Genomic DNA, 15,968 nt, shown 5'->3' on the forward strand with positions numbered 1-15,968 from the left:
GATCAGCGCGCGGGGCGCGCAGGGCGCTTGCGGGCATCGTGTGCCACGAACGGCTTGCCGCCACCACCAGCTGGCTTGGCAAACGCTGGCTTGCGGGGAGCGAAATCACCACGCGGTGCACCTGCATCACCACGGGGCGCAAAGTTGCCACGGCCTGCGTCACCAAAACCAGGTTTGCGGCCATAGCCTTCACCATCACGACGCGGCGCAAAACTACGGTCACCACCACGCTCATCACGACCCGCAAAACCGCCAGCGCCTTCACCACGTGCAGGAGCACCACGGTTGTCACGGCCAGCGAAACCACCGCCAAAGCCACCACCGAAACCACCACGGTCATTGCCACCACGTGCAGGACCACCGAAGCGGCCACGCGACTGGTTGTCACGGTTGTCGTACGAACGGCCCGGGGCGCCACGGCCACCACCAAAATCGCCACCGCGAGGTGCCTGCGGCGCGCGCTGCGAGGGCTCCATGCCGGGAATCACTTCGGCCTTGAACTGCTGGCGGCTGTACGACTCAATGTCGTAGATCTTGCGGCGATCGCGGAACTCGGCAAACGTGATGGCCAGGCCATCGCGACCCGCACGGCCAGTACGGCCAATGCGGTGGGTGTAGTCCTCGGCCTTCATGGGCAGGCCGAAGTTGAACACATGGGTGATCGTGGGCACATCGATACCACGTGCTGCCACGTCGGTAGCCACCAGAATCTGCACCTGGCCAGCGCGCAATGCCATCAAACGGCGATTGCGCAAACCCTGGCTCAGGGCACCGTGCAATGCAACGGCCGAAAAGCCTTCTTGCTGCAGGTCGTTGGCCAGGCCATCGCACTCCACCTGGGTGCTGGCAAAAACGATGGCTTGGTTGATCGTGGTGTCACGCAGCCAGTGGTCCAGCATCTTGCGCTTGTGCTGGGCGTTGTCGGCCCAGTACAGCATTTGCTTGATGTTGGCATGCTTCTCTTGCGGAGAGTCAATGGTGACCTTCTGCACAGACGAACCTCCGTCGTGCATCACGCGCATGGCCAACTGCTGGATGCGGGGCGCGAAGGTGGCGCTGAACATCATGGTCTGCTTGCGCTGGGCGGTCAGCTGGTTCAGTTCGGCCAGGTCGTCCGAGAAACCCAGGTCGAGCATGCGGTCGGCTTCGTCAACGACCAGGAACTGCACCTTGTCGAGCTTGATCTGCATCGAGCGCTGCAGGTCCAGCAAACGGCCAGGGGTGGCCACCACCAGGTCGGCGTTTTGCAGCTTGGCGATCTGCAATTGATAAGGCATGCCACCCACCACGTTAGCGACACGCAGGCCACGGCAGTGCTTGACCAGGTCGATAGCATCGTGCGCGACTTGCTGCGCCAGTTCACGCGTGGGGCACAGAATCAGAGCACCAGGGGTGGCGGCCTTGAAATTGCGCGAGCTGGTGGGGTCCTTGCGCTTGGCGCGCTTGGGGGCAGGTTCACCACGGGCGGCAGCTTCGGCCACAGCGCGCTCGAAAGCAGCGCGTTCTTCGGCTTCGGCAGCAGCCTGCTGGTTGATCAGCGTGTGCAGCACGGGCAGCAGGAAGGCGGCAGTCTTGCCGCTGCCGGTCTGGCTGGAAACCATCAAGTCGATGAACTTGGTGGAGTCGTTGCCACCGCCCATTGCCAAGGGAATGGCCTTGAGCTGCACGCTGGTGGGCTGGGTGTAGCCCAGGTCAGCTACGGCTTGCACGAGTTCAGGGGCCAGGCCCAGTTCGATAAAGCCGTTGGGTTCAGCGGTCACGGCAACGTCGGCCTCGGTGGCAGCTGCTACCACGGCGTCCAGAGGGGAAGACTGCACGGAAATGTCGGCAGCAAAGGAAGTGTCGGCAGGCGCGAATTCGCCCTGCACCAAAGAGGTGTCGGTCATGATTTTTCTCTCACGAAGACGATCGCAAGCGTAGCCTGCGAGTGGCTTCGTCAATGGTTAAAAAACATCAACCATCAAACGAAACCTGCATTGCTCTGGGCGGATGCTGGTGGGCGTTGTTCGCTAGTCCTGCACTGCGTTGAAAACAGTCGGCTGGCAAGCCCGGTGTGTGAGGGGAGATGCACAATCTGCGAGGAATGGATTCCTGCGCAGCCGCTGATTATGGCATGGATAGGTATTTTCCCGCAAGCCCCTCTCAGTTCTTGCGATACAAACCCACAAGGTCTTCAGCCGCCCTCCCCGGAATCCGTCACACCGAAAGCAGGTGCTTGCGGTAGTGCGCCAGTTCGTCAATGGACTCATGCACGTCTGCCAGGGCCGTGTGCTTCTGCGCCTTCTTGAAGCTGGTGTAGGCCTCGGGCTTCCAGCGCTTGGCCAATTCCTTAAGGGTGCTCACGTCCACGTTGCGGTAATGGAAGAATCGCTCCAGCTTCGGCATATAGCGCACCAGAAAGCGCCGGTCCTGGCCGATGCTGTTGCCGCACATAGGCGCAGTCCCTTTGGGAACGTACTTGCTCAGGAAGGCAATGATCTGCTGCTCTGCCTCCTCCTCCGTCACGGTCGAGACCTTCACCTTGTCGATGAGGCCGCTGCGACCGTGGGTGCCCTTGTTCCAGGCATCCATCTTGCCCAGCAGTTCATCGGACTGGTGGATCGCAAAAACTGGCCCCTCGATGCGCGGCTCCAGGCTCGGTCCCGTCACGATGACGGCGATTTCCAGCAGGCGGTCGGTATCGGGCTCCAGGCCTGTCATTTCGCAATCGAGCCAGACCAGGTTCTGGTCGGATTTGGCAAGTGCGTGAGGGGTGGGGTTGTTGGCTTCTGACATGGCGCGCATTGTCGCCGATGGCCTAAACTCGCCGCTCATGCCCACTTCCAACGCCTTCTCTCCCGCCATGGCGCTGACGCTTGCGTTTGCCGCAGCTCTCACCCTGGGCCTTGTGCTCAAGTTCTGGCTGGCTACGCGCCAGATCCGGCATGTGGCGCGACACCGCAGCGACGTTCCCGCACCATTTGCCGAACGCATCGCGCTGGCGGCGCACCAGAAGGCCGCGGATTACACGATCACCAAGGCGCGCCTGGGCTTGCTGGAAATGGCACTGGGTGCGGCCGTGCTGCTGGGCTGGACACTGCTGGGTGGACTGGATGTGCTGAATCAGGCCCTGCTCAGCGCCCTGGGCGGCGGGATGTGGCAGCAGTTGGCGCTGCTGACCGCCTTCGCCGCCATCAGCGGCCTGATCGACCTGCCGCTGTCGCTGTACCAGACCTTCGTCGTGGAAGAGCGCTTTGGTTTCAACAAGATGACCTGGCGCCTGTGGCTTGCCGATGCGCTCAAGGGCCTGCTGGTCGGCGCACTCATCGGCCTGCCCATCGCCGCGCTGATCCTGTGGATCATGGGGGCAACCGGCCCGCTGTGGTGGCTGTGGGCCTGGTGCTTCTGGATGGGTTTCAATCTGCTGCTGATGGTGGTGTATCCCACCTTCATCGCCCCGCTGTTCAACAAGTTCCAGCCCCTCGAAGACGAATCGCTCAAGGCCCGCGTCACTGCCCTCATGCAGCGCTGCGGCTTCTCAGCCAAAGGGCTGTTCGTGATGGACGGCAGCCGCCGCAGCGCGCATGCCAACGCCTACTTCACGGGCTTTGGCGCAGCAAAGCGCGTGGTGTTTTACGACACCCTCTTGCGCCAGCTGGCCCCGGGCGAGGTCGAGGCGGTGCTGGCCCATGAGCTGGGGCATTTCAAGCACCGCCACATCATCCAGCGTATCGTGACCATGTTCGCATTGAGCCTGGCAGGCTTTGCACTGCTGGGCTGGCTCTCCAACCAGGTGTGGTTCTACACCGGCCTGGGCGTGCGGCCGAGTATCTCGCTGGACCCCACCCTGGCCGCAGCCCCCAATGACGCATTGGCCCTGCTGCTTTTCATGCTTGTGGTGCCAGTCTTCACGTTTTTCATCTCGCCGCTGTTCTCGCAACTTTCGCGCCGCCACGAATTCCAGGCAGACGCCTACGCCGTCGCCCAGGCCAGCGGCGCCGACCTGTCCTCCGCCCTGCTCAAGCTCTACGAAGATAATGCCTCCACGCTCACACCCGACCCGGTGTACGTGAAGTTCTACTACTCGCACCCACCCGCCACCGAGCGGCTGGCGCGCATGCACAACCCCTCCCATCCATGACTACCATGTTGAAGAAAAAAGACTGGTCAATGCTTACCCGTCGTGCGTTGACAGCTACCGAAGTTGTAGCAAACCTGGCCAAACTCGAAGGCTGGAGCCTGACGGGCGATGGCGCTGACGTCGCCATTGAGAAGACCTACCATTTCGCCAACTACTACGAGACCATCTCGTTCGTGAACGCCTTGGCCTTCATTGCCAATGCCCAGGATCACCACCCCGATCTGTCGGTGCACTACAGCCGCTGCGTGGTGCGCCTGAACACGCACGACGTGCATGGCATTTCATCCACGGATTTCGAGTGCGCAACGCAGTTCGATGCCCTGGTGGCCTGACCCCATGACCTTGCGCACCACAGGCTCCCATGGCTGAACGCAGCGCGCTCATGGACGGCACCGTGGTCGCCAGCCATGGGCGCCACTGCATGGTGGAGACGCCCGACGGCGAACGCCGCATCTGCCACCCACGCGGCAAAAAGAGTCAGGCAGTGGTGGGCGACCATGTGCTGTGGCAGGCGCCCCCGCCCGGCCAGGGCGAAGAGGGCACCATCGAAAAGGTCAAGGAACGGCGCAACCTCTTTTACCGACAGGACGAGATCCGCACCAAGTCGTTTGCCGCCAACCTCGACCAGGTGCTCATCCTGATCGCGGCAGAGCCGGTGTTTTCGGAAAGCCAGCTAGCCCGCGCCCTGATTGCCGCCGAGGCCGAGGGCATCAAGCCCATCATTGCACTCAACAAGAGCGATCTGGTCGAACCTTTCGCCCGCGCCTGGGAGCGCTTGCTGCCCTACCGGCACATGGGCGCCAGCAAGCACTATGGCGTGCTGCCGCTGTCGCTGGCGCTCTCCAGCGACGTGGACCGCGCGCTGCTGATGGAACATCTGCAGGGCAAGACCACGCTGGTGCTGGGGCCCTCAGGGTCCGGCAAGAGCACCCTCATCAATCTGCTGGTGCCAGGCGCTTCCGTGCTCACCGGTGAAATCTCGCAGGCGCTGAACTCGGGCAAACACACCACCACCAGCACGCACTGGTACTGGATGGACAAGGCCCGTACCACCGCGCTCATCGATTCACCAGGCTTCCAGGAGTTTGGGCTGCACCACATTGCCCCCATGCAACTGGCAGCCTGCATGCCCGACATTGCAGCACATGCGACAGCCTGCAAGTTCTACAACTGCACACACCTGCACGAGCCGGGATGTGGCGTGCTGGATGCAGTCAAACTGGGCCCCAGCGCAGGCGGTATAAGCGCAACACGCTATAAAATTTATAGCGATCTATTTGAAGAACTGCGCCACACCCGGTACTGAGCCGGGCGCGGCCTTCACTCCTGGCGCGGCGGAAACCAGCGCACCCGTGGAACTGGCTTGCATGGTTGAGGGTGCGCCCCCTCCTCCGGGGGCAGCCGCATTGCGGTCCAGGGGGCTTGCCAGCTACCCCAGCAAACGCGCCAGCGTGAGCAACGCCAGCAGCAGCATCCACACCACCACCGAGCGCCACACCAACCCCACAACGCTGCGCAGGTGGCCCACCTCGGGCTCGCGGCCGGGAGTGGAATCGCTGTCGCCCATGTCAGCGTCGATCTCTAGGCCCTGTGGCGCGTGCAATTCAGTGCGCGCCTTCAGTGCCTCGCCCCCCAGGCGTACATTGATGGCACCTGCCGTGGCGGCCAGCACCACGCCGTCGTTGTCATTGGGGAAACGCTGTGCGTGAAACCGCCAGCCCTCAATCGCCTCTTCAAAGCTGCCCACCACCGCAAAGCTCAGCGCGGTGAGCCGGGCCGGAAGCCAGTCGATGGCAGTCCACGCCTGCGCAGAAGCCTGCTGCAGGGAGGCGCTGGCAGGCTGGGCGCCCGTGCGCTGCTTGTAATGCCAATAGCGCGATACAAACTCAGCCAACCGGTACAGAACAGCCCCGGTCGGCCCCAGGCCCAGGGCAGCCAGCACGGAGAACCATGCCAACACGCCGAACACATGCCGGTGGGCCGCCAACACTGAATACTCGATCACATGGCGCACGATCTCGCTGCGCGGTAGCGCCCCCACATCCACCTGCTGCCAGTGGGCCAGGCGCTCGCGGGCAGCATCTTCATCGCCCTCCTCCAACGCGTCGCGGATGCCCGTGAAGTGGTGGCTGAACTGCCGAAACCCGAGCGTGATGTACAGCACTGCCACACTCCACAGCACTGCAAAGGGCCACCCCAGCCCCCAAAGCAACAGCCAGTGAATGGCCAGGGTCACCAGGGCCGGAACCAGCACCGCAAGGCTCCAGGCCACCCAGCCGTGGTGCGGCTTGCCCGCATCAAAATTGCGGCTCACGGACAGCGCCCACGCTCTCAGACCTGCATGAATGGGATTGCTGCGTGCCAGCGGGCGGGCCTGCTCGATCAGCAGAGCGAACAGGATGGCGAAGAAACTCATGGGGGGCAATGATACTGGTGCTTTGCCCCGATGCACCCTATCGCACGCGGACCCGGTTTACGCCTGCATGAAACGGTAGAAGTTGCGCAGCATGCCTGCTGTCGCACCCCAGATGTAATGGTTCTTGCCGCCGTCCTGGTAGGGCATCGAGAACCACTCCCGGTGTACGCCATCCCGATCGAACACATGGCGCCGGTGGTTGGCGGGGTTGAGCAGAAAATCGAGCGGCACCTCGAAAAGGTCGGCCACTTCATACGGATTGGGTTGGAGCACGCAGTCCGGCTGCACCAGCGCCACCACGGGCGTGATGATGAACGATGAGCCGGTGACATAGATTGGTAACGTGCCGAGCACTTCGACAAAATCCCGAGCAAGCCCCACCTCTTCCTGCGCCTCGCGCAAGGCCGTGTCGGCAGGCGTTGCATCTCCCGCGTCTGCCCGCCCCCCGGGGAAGGCCACCTGCCCCGAATGGGTGGACAGGTGGGCCGTGCGTTCGGTCAACAGCACCATGGGCTGTTCGCGCAGCACGATGGCAATCAGCACCGACGCACGGGCGGGCTCGCGGTTCATGAACTTCTTTTCCAGCAGCACCTCAGGCTCCCACTGCGGCGGGTGCGCAAAACGCGCCCGCAGCGCTTCAGCGGTCTGCGCCTGAACCGGCACCGCAGGCAGGTGCGCATCCACCCCCACTACCGGAACAAGGCGGGGGTCAAAGTCGGGCAGGCTCGACAAAGGAGCGATCACCGACGAGACAGCAGGACTGGAAGAAGGGTCCACAAGAAGGGGGAGGTGAACAAGCCGAAAAACAAAAAGCCGCTACAGGCAGACGCTGTAGCGGCTTGTGAGGTCGAGCCTGCGCCTTATGCGGCGGTGGCGGCTGCAGCCTTGTTGACACGTGAAGGCAGCTTTTCCTTGATACGTGCCGACTTGCCGCTGCGGTCACGCAGGTAGTACAGCTTGGCCCGGCGCACATCACCACGGCGCTTGACTTCAATGCTGGCGATCAGGGGGCTGTAGGTCTGGAACGTACGCTCCACCCCTTCGCCGCTGGAGATCTTGCGCACGGTGAAGCCGCTGTTCAGGCCGCGATTGCGCTTGGCAATCACCACACCTTCGTAGGCCTGCACGCGCTTGCGGGTACCTTCCACCACGTTCACGCTCACGATGACGGTGTCACCAGGGGCGAATTCGGGGATGGTCTTGTTCAAGCGGGCGATTTCTTCCGCTTCCAGGGTCTGAATCAGGTTCATGTTTGATATCCAACGATCTTGTCCGCGCCAAAAATGGCTGCGTCGGGATTGACGTCTCAGTGTTTTGCGGGAGAACTCCCTGTCAAAACGGCCGGCCAGAGGATCGAAAAGCCTTTGATTATAGCAATTCAGCTGAGCTTGGCCAATACTGCTTCATCCGCAGCGGCCAGATGCCCTGCTTTGCGCGCCGCCTCGATGAGATCGGGCCTGTGCCGGGCCGTGGTGGCCAGGCGCTGGTCGCGCCGCCAGCGCTCGATCTGCGCATGGTGGCCAGACATCAGCGCGGCAGGCACCTGCTGCCCTGCCCATTCTTCAGGGCGCGTGTAGTGCGGGCAATCGAGCAGGCCATCGAGCGCCGGGTTGAAGCTGTCGAGCTGGTGGCTGCCCTCATCATTGAGCACACCGGGCTGCAAGCGCGCCACAGCGTCCAGCAGGGCCATGGCGGCGATTTCGCCACCCGACAGCACAAAGTCGCCCAGACTCATCTGCAGATCGACATGGGTATCGATGAAGCGCTGGTCAATGCCTTCATAGCGCCCGCACAGCAGGATTGCACCCGTACTTGCAGACCAGCGCTCCACGGCAGCGTGGTTCAGCGTTTCGCCAATGGGCGAAAAAAGGACCAGCGGCGCCTCACTACTCTCGGCCTCACCACGCTCCACCCGGATAGCTGCAAGACACCGGGCGAGGGGCTCAGCCATCATCACCATGCCCGGCCCGCCGCCAAAGGGCCGATCATCAACACGACGGTAGTTGCCATCGGCGTAATCGCGCGGGTTCCACAGGCGTACATCGACCTGGCCGCCGGCATACGCGCGGCGGGTCACGCCGCTGGCCAGGAACGGCGCAAACAGCTCGGGGAACAGTGTGATGATGTCAAAGCGCATGGTGGGCGGCGCCAGGGCGGGAGTTCCGATCAGTAGTCCGGCTGCCAGTCCACCGTGATGCGCTTTTCGGCCAGGTCCACGTTGTCAATGAAGGCCGAGACAAAAGGGATCATCCGCTCCTGTGCCTTGCCGTCCTGCTCATAAGTCAACACCAGCACCGTCTGCGGACCGGTGGACATCAATTCCTGCACCTGCCCCAGCGCCACACCTTCGCGGTTGACGACCGCAAGACCGATCAGATCGATCCAGTAGTACTCGCCCTCCGTGGTGGACGGAAAGCTGGAGCGCGGCACAAAGATGCGCGCACCGCGCAAGGCTTCGGCGGCATCGCGGTCATCAATGCCCTGCGCCCAGGCAACCACGGTGTCCGAATGGTCCTTGGCCTGGCGGATGGACAACAACACGGTGCCCGCAAAGGTCTTGGCGCCGCGTTCGGAAGGCTGCAGGTACCAGCGTTTGGATGAAAACAGCGCCTCAGGGCTGCTGCTGTGCGACAGCACCTTGAACCAGCCCTTGACACCCCAGGCATCGGCAATGCGCCCCACTTCAACGGCGTCTGTGGGCAGCTCTGCGGGTTCGAGGGTCAGGTTGGTAGCCATGGCGGGGGATTCCAGAATAGGAAAAGGGCGGGTTTCGCCAGGCATGCCGACGAAACCCGCCCTTTTCAGGGAGCTTTAAGCAGCCTTCTTGGCGGCTTGCTTGATCAGGCGGTCCACGGTAGGCGAGGACTGGGCGCCCACGCTCTTCCAGTACGTCAGACGGTCTTGCACGATGCGCAGGCCTTCTTCGGATTCCTTGGCGGTGGGATTGTAGAAGCCGATGCGCTCGATGAAGCGGCCATCACGGCGCACGCGCTTGTCAGCAACGACGATGTTGAAGAAAGGGCGGCCCTTGGAGCCGCCGCGGGAGAGTCGAATGACGACCATGATTTATCCTTCGGGTGGTGAACTCCGGCAACATTTGCCTTGAGCCACTGTGTTCGCAACCATATTCGCAACGCTTGAGACACGCGACATGGCCACCCGGCCAGCGACACGCTGCAAAGCCCGCGATTATATCCATTTCCCTCTTCCATGCCCAAAATTCGTTCCAGCACCGACAGCGATATTCCCGCCATCACGGCCATTTACCAACACCATGTGCTTCACGGTACAGGTACCTTCGAGATCGATCCACCATCTGAAGCCGACATGGCAGGCCGCCGTGCCGACGTACTGGCCCGAGGCCTGCCCTGGCTGGTGGCCGAAAAGGACGGCCAGGTGCTGGGCTTTGCCTATGCCAACTGGTTCAAGCCCCGTCCAGCCTACCGGTTCTCTGCCGAGGACTCGATCTACGTGGCCGACAGCGCCCGTGGCATGGGCCTGGGCCGCAAGCTGCTGGCCGAGCTGGCGGCCCAGGCCGAAGCAGCTGGGGTACGCAAGCTGCTGGCCGTGATTGGCGACTCGGCCAACGCGGGCTCGATCGGTGTGCACCGGGCGCTGGGCTTCACCGACGTGGGTGTCATGCGTTCGGTGGGATGGAAGTTCGGCGCCTGGCGCGACATCGTGCTCATGGAGAAAACCCTGGGCGCGGGCGACACCACATCGCCCGAATGAAAACGGCCCCCATGCTCGCCCCGCAGCGCAGAGCGCAGCCCTCCGAAGCGGCCCCCTTGGAGACCATTTGTTCATCTTGGGGCGGCCCGACGATGAATAATGCCCCATGAAAAACAAAACTTTGGCGGCATGGCTTGCCTTCGTGGGCGGGCCGCTAGGCCTTCACCGCTTTTACCTGCACGGGATCACCGACATGCTGGGCTGGCTGCTCCCGATACCGACGGCCCTCGGTATCTACGGCATCCAGCGCGTGCAACAGCTCGGCCAGGACGACCACACCAGCTGGATGTTGATTCCTTTGCTGGGCTTCACGATTGCGGGCTGCGCCTTGCAAGCCATCCTGTTTGCACTCAAGACGCCCGAGGCGTGGAACGCGCGCTACAACCCCACGGCCGCACCCGACGCCCCGGCGGGCAGAACCCAATGGATCACCATCGGCGCCATCGTGGTATCGCTGTTGGTGGGCACGGCGGTGCTGATGGCCAGCCTCGCGTTCAGCTTCCAACGGTACTTCGAGTACCAGATCGAGGAAGCTCGCAAGATCTCGCAGTGACCGACACCCACCAAGCGAACGCCCCATTGAATTCACATTCAAATGGGGCGTTAGCGCTTTTCCATATTGCCTGATCAGCTATATATTCAATAGCAAATCAGGAATCAGGGCATTCAGAATATCTGCAGACTGATCCAGTACGCCACGGCAGCCACAAACGCACTGGCGGGGATGGTCAAGATCCACGCCCAGACGATATTGCCTGCCACGCCCCAGCGCACTGCGCTGGCGCGCTGCGTGGAGCCCACGCCCACGATGGCGCCTGTGATGGTGTGGGTGGTGGACACCGGAATACCCAGCGTTGTTGCCAGGAACAGGGTCAGCGCCCCGCCCGTCTCGGCACAGAAGCCGCCCACGGGCTTGAGCTTGGTGATCTTCTGGCCCATGGTTTTCACGATGCGCCAGCCGCCGAACATGGTTCCCAGGCCGATAGCCACGTAGCAGCTGACAATCGTCCAGGTGGGTGGCGAAGCATCGCTTGCCGACGAATACCCTGTGGCAATCAGCAGCAGCCAGATGATGCCGATGGTCTTTTGCGCATCGTTGCCCCCGTGACCCAGGCTGTAGGCCCCTGCGGACACGAGCTGCAGGCGCCGGAACCATTTGTCCACCCGGCTTGGCCGCGTTCGCCGAAAGATGTGCGCCACAGCCACCATCATGAGAGAGCCCAGCAGGAAGCCGAGCAAGGGCGAAACGAAGATGAACGCCACGGTCTTGAGGATGCCGGTGGAGATCAGCGCGCTGGCACCCGCCTTGGCGATCACCGCCCCCACGATGCCGCCGATGAGCGCATGCGATGAGCTGCTGGGGATGCCGTAGTACCAGGTGATGACGTTCCAGGTGATGGCGCCCACCAAGGCACCGAACACCACATGGGTGTCCACGATGCCGGGCTGAACGATGCCCTTGCCCACCGTGGCGGCCACGCTCAGGTGGAAGACAAAGATCGCTACAAAGTTGAAGAACGCGGCGAACAGCACCGCCTGTGCGGGCTTGAGCACGCCGGTGGACACCACCGTGGCAATCGAATTGGCAGCGTCATGGAACCCGTTCATGAAATCGAACAGGATCGCCAGTGCCACGAGCAGAACCACAACCCAGAGGGCCGTTTGTACGGTTTCCATACTGGTCAGCCTGCCGGATCAGGAGTTTTCGAGGACGATGCCCTCGATGCAATTGGCCACGTCCTCGCACTTGTCGGTGATGGTCTCCAGCAGCTCGTAGATGGCCTTGAGCTTGATCACCTCGCGCACATCGGGCTCTTCACGGAAGAGCTTGCTCATGGCGCTGCGCATCACGCGGTCGGCGTCGGATTCGAGCTTGTCGATCTCTTCGCAGGTCTTGAGCGCGGCTTCAGCCACGGCCGGATCGGCGATCTTGTCGAGCAACTTGACGGCATCACGCAGGCGTTCGCAGCACTTGAGGCTCAGGTCGGTCAGGCGGGTGATCTCTTCCGTCATGTGGCGCACGTCGTACAGCGCCATGGTCTCGGCAGAGTCCTGAATCAGGTCGGCCACATCGTCCATGGTGTTGATCAGCGTGTGGATCTGCTCGCGGTCGATAGGGGTGATGAAGGTCTTGTGGATGGCCTTGTTCACCTCGTGCGTCACGCGGTCAGCAGCACGCTCGGCGTTGTCCACATCCTGGTTGTATTTGTCGCGCAGGTGCGGGTCGCTGTAGTTGGCCACCAGTTGCGAGAAAGCCCGGGCCGCCTCGACGATGCGGTCTGCATGCTGGTTGAACATTTCGAAAAAATTGCCTTCGCGTGGCAACAGCTTGGCAAACAGCATGGAGGCTCCTGGATCGGTATCGATTTTTTGAAAATGAGACAAAGCCATGACAAAACCATGACTTTTAAGTGACAGGCGAGTTTAACCGGCCGCCCTCACCCGCAGCCACGGGCGCCCGGCGCGGATACCGGGCAACACGCACCATTCATCAGGCACTGCGGAAAATGAAATACACAGCCCCCACCAGGCACAGGCCTGCCCAGAGGTAGTCCCACTTCAGGGGCTGGCCCATGTAGAACACCGCGAACGGCACGAACACCGCCAGCGTGATCACCTCCTGCATGATCTTGAGCTGCCCCACGTTGAACTGGGTAAACCCGATCCGGTTGGCGGGCACCTGCAGCAGGTACTCGAACAATGCAATGCCCCAACTCACCAGCGCTGCGGTGTACCAGGGTGACGTGGCCAGGTTCTTGAGGTGCCCGTACCAGGCGAAGGTCATGAAAACGTTGCTGGCAATCAGCAGCAACACGGTCTGGAGTGATACGGGCAAGGATTGCAGAGCGGACATCGACATGCGGCGACAGGTGGTGGCGGGATGGGTGCAAATTATGAACAAAATTGGCATCTGGCGCTTGATACACATCCGCCATAAGCTATAGAAAATATAGCAATCACTTCATACAAACGCCAACGCCTGCGCCAAAAAAAAAGCACCGCCGTGTGGCAGTGCCTTGTGCGACGCACCATGCGCCTGCCCCACGCAGGGCGGGCCGGGCATGGGTGTTGCCTTATTCGCCCAGGTAGGCGGCGCGCACCTTGGGATCGTTCAAGAGTTCCTGGCCGGGGCCGGCCATGGTGATCAGGCCGGACTCCATCACGTAGCCACGGTCGGCAATTGCCAGCGCCCGGCTCGCGTTCTGCTCCACCAGCAAAATGGTGACGCCCAGGGCGTACACATCGCGCACCACTTCAAAGATCTTGTCCACCATGATGGGCGACAGACCCATGGAGGGCTCGTCCAGCAGCAGCACCTTGGGCTGGCTCATCAGCGCACGGCCCATGGCCAGCATCTGCTGCTCACCGCCCGACATGGTTCCGGCCAGTTGGTCCTTGCGCTCGCGCAGGCGCGGGAAGATGGTGAACATCTTTTCGATGTCGGCCAGGATGCCTGCCTTATCGCGGCGCGTGTAGGCGCCCATCTGCAGGTTCTCGGTGATGGTCATGCGGGCGAACACGCCCCGGCCTTCCGGCACCATCACAAGGCCCTTCTTCACCAGATCCCACGCGCCTTTGCCCTTGATGCTTTCACCCAGGTAATGGATGTCGCCATCGTTCATGCCCAGGGTGCCGGTGATGGCCTTCATGGTGGTGGTCTTGCCAGCGCCGTTGGAGCCAATCAGCGAAACCAATTCCCCCTCGCGCACTTCAAAGTCCACGCCCTTCACGGCCTGGATACCGCCGTAGGCCACTTTCAGGCCCTTGACCTGCAGCAGTACCTTGTTGGATTTTTCGGCCATTCTCAATGTCCTCCGGTGCCCAGATAGGCCTCAATCACTTTTTCGTTCTTCTGCACGGTGGCAGGCGTACCTTCGGCGATCTGCTTGCCGTAGTCGAGCACCGTCACGCGGTCGCACAGGCCCATCACCAGCTTCACGTCGTGCTCGATGAGCAAGATGGTGCGGTTGTCGTTGCGGATGCGGTCGATCAGCTCGCGCAGCAGCACCTTTTCGGTGGCGTTCATGCCGGCTGCGGGCTCGTCCAGCGCAATCAGTTGCGGATCGGTGGCCAGGGCCCGGGCGATCTCCAGGCGGCGTTGGTCGCCGTAGGAGAGGGTACGCGCCTTGTAGTCGGCGAACTTGCCGATGCCCACGTAGTCGAGCAGTTCCTGCGCGCGCTTGGCAATGGCCAGCTCTTCTTCCTTGAAGCCTTTGGTGCGCAGCACCGCCCCCAGCAGGCCGGACTTGGTGCGGATGTGGCGGCCCACCATTACATTTTCCAGCGCCGTCATTTCTGCAAACAGGCGGATGTTCTGGAAGGTGCGGGCAATGCCCGCCTTGGCCACTTCATGCACGGCCGTGGGCTCGTAAGGCTTGCCGGCGAGCTCAAAGGTGCCGCTGTCGGGGGTGTACAGGCCGGTGATCACGTTGAAGAACGTGGTCTTGCCCGCGCCGTTGGGACCGATCAGGCCATAGACCTGGCCACGCTCGATGGTGATGCCCACGTCGGAGAGGGCTTGCAGGCCACCAAAACGCTTGGAAATACCTGCAACCCGCAGCACCACGTCGCTGGCTGATTTCTGAATGTTCTCTGCCATGTTCTAACTTTCTGCGGTGTTCAGGTCTTCTGCGTGAGGCTCTTGCCATGGTCGGGCGCTGGCCACAGACCACGGGGACGCATCAGCATGATGATGATCATGGCCAGTGCGATCAGCAGCTGGCGCAGGATGGCGGAGTCCAGACGGCCGTCCGTCATGGCCTGCAGCGGGCCTGCCACGTAGCGCAGCACTTCGGGCAAGGCCGACAGCAGCACGGCACCCAGGATCACGCCGGGAATGTGGCCGATACCGCCCAGCACCACCATGGCGACGATCATGACCGACTCCATCAGGCTGAACGACTCGGGCGACACAAAGCCCTGGAACGCACCGAACATCGCACCCGATACGCCGCCAAACGAAGCGCCCATGCCGAAGGCCAGCAGCTTCATGTTGCGGGTGTTGATGCCCATGGCCTTGGCGGCGATTTCGTCTTCACGGATGGCCATCCAGGCGCGGCCGATGCGTGAGTCCTGCAGGCGATAGCAAATAACGATGGAGACCACCACCAGAACCAGGAACAGGTAGTAGTACAGCGTGACGGAGCTGATATCAAAGCCGAACACCTCCAGGCGCTTGCCCAGGTCCAGACCAAAAATCTTGACCGAGTCGATCTGGCCCAGGCCCTTGGGGCCGTTGGTCAGGTTGACGGGGTGGTCCAGGTTGTTCAGGAAGATACGGATGATTTCGCCGAAGCCCAAGGTCACGATGGCCAGGTAGTCCCCGCGCAACTTGAGCGTGGGCGCCCCCAGAAGCGCTCCGAAGAACGCCGCCAGTAACGCCGCCACCGGTATCACCAGCCACAGCGAGGTGTGCAAGCCGTTGGGGAACATGGCGGCAAATGCCGCAAAGTTGTCCGCAAGGTGCGGCGAGGCCATCAAGGCAAACAGGTAGGCACCCACGGCGTAGAACGCCACGTAGCCCAGGTCCAGCAAGCCGGCGTAGCCCACCACGATGTTCAGGCCCAGGGCCAGCAGCACATACAGCAGCGCCAGGTCGGCAATGCGCACCCAGGCGTTGCCGAAGGATTGCAGGATCAGCGGCAGCACCAGCAGCGCGACGGCGCCGAGGATCCAGTTGGTTTTGGTGTTCTTCATGGT

Annotated in this window: 19 protein-coding genes; 5 read left to right on the forward strand and 14 right to left on the reverse strand. The window is 62.2% G+C overall.

Translation table 11 applies throughout. The features are described 5' to 3' along the window. Positions 1–2: 2 nt before the first annotated feature. On the reverse strand, positions 3–1,886 hold the full coding sequence (locus tag C8C94_RS11830) for a DEAD/DEAH box helicase (RefSeq protein WP_121420848.1): 1,884 nt from the start codon (positions 1,884–1,886) through the stop codon (positions 3–5). A gap of 310 nt (positions 1,887–2,196) precedes the next feature. Beyond that, positions 2,197–2,775 carry an oligoribonuclease gene (gene orn, locus C8C94_RS11835; protein ID WP_121422821.1) on the reverse strand — a complete coding sequence of 193 codons (579 nt, stop codon included), beginning with the start codon at positions 2,773–2,775 and terminating at the stop codon, positions 2,197–2,199. 37 nt (positions 2,776–2,812) lie between these two features. On the opposite strand from orn, the gene C8C94_RS11840 reads away from it, so the two are divergent. From C8C94_RS11840 to rsgA, 3 genes are read left to right on the forward strand one after another with little or no spacing between them, the layout of a single operon-like run. Further along, positions 2,813–4,120, forward strand: a complete 1,308-nt coding sequence (locus C8C94_RS11840; RefSeq protein WP_121422822.1) for a M48 family metallopeptidase — start codon at positions 2,813–2,815, stop codon at positions 4,118–4,120. Then, complete coding sequence (locus C8C94_RS11845; protein WP_121420849.1) at positions 4,117–4,452, forward strand: 4a-hydroxytetrahydrobiopterin dehydratase; 336 nt, start codon at positions 4,117–4,119, stop codon at positions 4,450–4,452. The genes C8C94_RS11840 and C8C94_RS11845 overlap by 4 nt, the downstream gene beginning before the upstream one ends. Positions 4,453–4,481: 29 nt before the next feature. Further along, positions 4,482–5,426, forward strand: coding sequence for a ribosome small subunit-dependent GTPase A (rsgA, locus tag C8C94_RS11850; RefSeq protein WP_121420850.1), 945 nt, complete (start codon positions 4,482–4,484; stop codon positions 5,424–5,426). Between the two features lie 123 nt (positions 5,427–5,549). Here the strand turns inward: rsgA and C8C94_RS11855 are convergent, their stop codons facing one another. The 6 genes from C8C94_RS11855 to rpsP form a co-directional block, all read right to left on the reverse strand. Further along, entirely contained in the window at positions 5,550–6,536 is a 987-nt protein-coding gene (locus C8C94_RS11855) for a CobD/CbiB family protein (protein ID WP_055403047.1), read from the reverse strand. Positions 6,537–6,593: 57 nt separating this feature from the next. Continuing rightward, positions 6,594–7,313, reverse strand: a complete 720-nt coding sequence (locus C8C94_RS11860; protein WP_055403048.1) for a CoA pyrophosphatase — start codon at positions 7,311–7,313, stop codon at positions 6,594–6,596. A gap of 83 nt (positions 7,314–7,396) precedes the next feature. After that, a complete protein-coding gene (gene rplS / locus C8C94_RS11865; RefSeq protein ID WP_055403050.1) occupies positions 7,397–7,786 on the reverse strand; it encodes a 50S ribosomal protein L19 in 390 nt (129 codons plus the stop codon). Between the two features lie 128 nt (positions 7,787–7,914). Beyond that, positions 7,915–8,673, reverse strand: a complete 759-nt coding sequence (trmD, locus tag C8C94_RS11870) for a tRNA (guanosine(37)-N1)-methyltransferase TrmD (protein ID WP_055403052.1) — start codon at positions 8,671–8,673, stop codon at positions 7,915–7,917. A 29-nt stretch (positions 8,674–8,702) separates the two neighbouring features. After that, the gene (gene rimM / locus C8C94_RS11875; protein WP_055403096.1) at positions 8,703–9,272 is read right to left on the reverse strand and encodes a ribosome maturation factor RimM; all 570 of its coding nucleotides are present in this window, start codon (positions 9,270–9,272) and stop codon (positions 8,703–8,705) included. 75 nt (positions 9,273–9,347) lie between these two features. Beyond that, positions 9,348–9,599, reverse strand: coding sequence for a 30S ribosomal protein S16 (gene rpsP, locus C8C94_RS11880; RefSeq protein WP_008904984.1), 252 nt, complete (start codon positions 9,597–9,599; stop codon positions 9,348–9,350). Between the two features lie 147 nt (positions 9,600–9,746). On the opposite strand from rpsP, the gene C8C94_RS11885 reads away from it, so the two are divergent. Both C8C94_RS11885 and C8C94_RS11890 read left to right on the forward strand, forming a co-directional pair. Continuing rightward, entirely contained in the window at positions 9,747–10,268 is a 522-nt protein-coding gene (locus tag C8C94_RS11885; protein ID WP_121420851.1) for a GNAT family N-acetyltransferase, read from the forward strand. A 106-nt stretch (positions 10,269–10,374) separates the two neighbouring features. Further along, a complete protein-coding gene (locus C8C94_RS11890; RefSeq protein ID WP_055403056.1) occupies positions 10,375–10,821 on the forward strand; it encodes a TM2 domain-containing protein in 447 nt (148 codons plus the stop codon). A 113-nt stretch (positions 10,822–10,934) separates the two neighbouring features. Here C8C94_RS11890 and C8C94_RS11895 read toward each other — a convergent pair whose 3' ends face one another. The 6 genes from C8C94_RS11895 to C8C94_RS11920 all read right to left on the reverse strand — a co-directional run bounded on the left by C8C94_RS11895 (position 10,935) and on the right by C8C94_RS11920 (position 15,965). Continuing rightward, positions 10,935–11,945: an inorganic phosphate transporter gene (locus C8C94_RS11895; protein ID WP_055403058.1), complete on the reverse strand. Its 1,011-nt coding sequence runs from the start codon at positions 11,943–11,945 to the stop codon at positions 10,935–10,937. An 18-nt stretch (positions 11,946–11,963) separates the two neighbouring features. Continuing rightward, on the reverse strand, positions 11,964–12,611 hold the full coding sequence (locus tag C8C94_RS11900; protein WP_055403060.1) for a DUF47 domain-containing protein: 648 nt from the start codon (positions 12,609–12,611) through the stop codon (positions 11,964–11,966). A gap of 148 nt (positions 12,612–12,759) precedes the next feature. Next, on the reverse strand, positions 12,760–13,122 hold the full coding sequence (locus C8C94_RS11905) for a DMT family protein (protein ID WP_055403097.1): 363 nt from the start codon (positions 13,120–13,122) through the stop codon (positions 12,760–12,762). Between the two features lie 220 nt (positions 13,123–13,342). After that, on the reverse strand, positions 13,343–14,071 hold the full coding sequence (locus C8C94_RS11910) for an ABC transporter ATP-binding protein (protein WP_055403062.1): 729 nt from the start codon (positions 14,069–14,071) through the stop codon (positions 13,343–13,345). Between the two features lie 2 nt (positions 14,072–14,073). After that, positions 14,074–14,868: an ABC transporter ATP-binding protein gene (locus C8C94_RS11915; protein WP_055403064.1), complete on the reverse strand. Its 795-nt coding sequence runs from the start codon at positions 14,866–14,868 to the stop codon at positions 14,074–14,076. A gap of 20 nt (positions 14,869–14,888) precedes the next feature. Beyond that, positions 14,889–15,965, reverse strand: coding sequence for an ABC transporter ATP-binding protein (locus C8C94_RS11920; protein ID WP_121422823.1), 1,077 nt, complete (start codon positions 15,963–15,965; stop codon positions 14,889–14,891). Between the last annotated feature and the right edge of the window lie 3 nt (positions 15,966–15,968).

It is taken from the genome of Acidovorax sp. 94 (assembly GCF_003634645.1).
GTDB lineage: Bacteria > Pseudomonadota > Gammaproteobacteria > Burkholderiales > Burkholderiaceae_C > Acidovorax > Acidovorax facilis.

Excerpts from the sequence above, each read along its gene's own strand:
- C8C94_RS11830 (WP_121420848.1), bottom strand. The coding sequence starts at position 1,886 with ATGACCGACACCTCTTTGGTGCAGGGCGAATTCGCGCCTGCCGACACT.
- orn (WP_121422821.1), bottom strand. The coding sequence starts at position 2,775 with ATGTCAGAAGCCAACAACCCCACCCCTCACGCACTTGCCAAATCCGAC.
- C8C94_RS11840 (WP_121422822.1), top strand. The coding sequence starts at position 2,813 with ATGCCCACTTCCAACGCCTTCTCTCCCGCCATGGCGCTGACGCTTGCG.
- C8C94_RS11845 (WP_121420849.1), top strand. The coding sequence starts at position 4,117 with ATGACTACCATGTTGAAGAAAAAAGACTGGTCAATGCTTACCCGTCGT.
- rsgA (WP_121420850.1), top strand. The coding sequence starts at position 4,482 with ATGGCTGAACGCAGCGCGCTCATGGACGGCACCGTGGTCGCCAGCCAT.
- C8C94_RS11855 (WP_055403047.1), bottom strand. The coding sequence starts at position 6,536 with ATGAGTTTCTTCGCCATCCTGTTCGCTCTGCTGATCGAGCAGGCCCGC.
- rplS (WP_055403050.1), bottom strand. The coding sequence starts at position 7,786 with ATGAACCTGATTCAGACCCTGGAAGCGGAAGAAATCGCCCGCTTGAAC.
- trmD (WP_055403052.1), bottom strand. The coding sequence starts at position 8,673 with ATGCGCTTTGACATCATCACACTGTTCCCCGAGCTGTTTGCGCCGTTC.
- rimM (WP_055403096.1), bottom strand. The coding sequence starts at position 9,272 with ATGGCTACCAACCTGACCCTCGAACCCGCAGAGCTGCCCACAGACGCC.
- rpsP (WP_008904984.1), bottom strand. The coding sequence starts at position 9,599 with ATGGTCGTCATTCGACTCTCCCGCGGCGGCTCCAAGGGCCGCCCTTTC.
- C8C94_RS11885 (WP_121420851.1), top strand. The coding sequence starts at position 9,747 with ATGCCCAAAATTCGTTCCAGCACCGACAGCGATATTCCCGCCATCACG.
- C8C94_RS11890 (WP_055403056.1), top strand. The coding sequence starts at position 10,375 with ATGAAAAACAAAACTTTGGCGGCATGGCTTGCCTTCGTGGGCGGGCCG.
- C8C94_RS11895 (WP_055403058.1), bottom strand. The coding sequence starts at position 11,945 with ATGGAAACCGTACAAACGGCCCTCTGGGTTGTGGTTCTGCTCGTGGCA.
- C8C94_RS11900 (WP_055403060.1), bottom strand. The coding sequence starts at position 12,611 with ATGCTGTTTGCCAAGCTGTTGCCACGCGAAGGCAATTTTTTCGAAATG.
- C8C94_RS11905 (WP_055403097.1), bottom strand. The coding sequence starts at position 13,122 with ATGTCCGCTCTGCAATCCTTGCCCGTATCACTCCAGACCGTGTTGCTG.
- C8C94_RS11910 (WP_055403062.1), bottom strand. The coding sequence starts at position 14,071 with ATGGCCGAAAAATCCAACAAGGTACTGCTGCAGGTCAAGGGCCTGAAA.
- C8C94_RS11915 (WP_055403064.1), bottom strand. The coding sequence starts at position 14,868 with ATGGCAGAGAACATTCAGAAATCAGCCAGCGACGTGGTGCTGCGGGTT.
- C8C94_RS11920 (WP_121422823.1), bottom strand. The coding sequence starts at position 15,965 with ATGAAGAACACCAAAACCAACTGGATCCTCGGCGCCGTCGCGCTGCTG.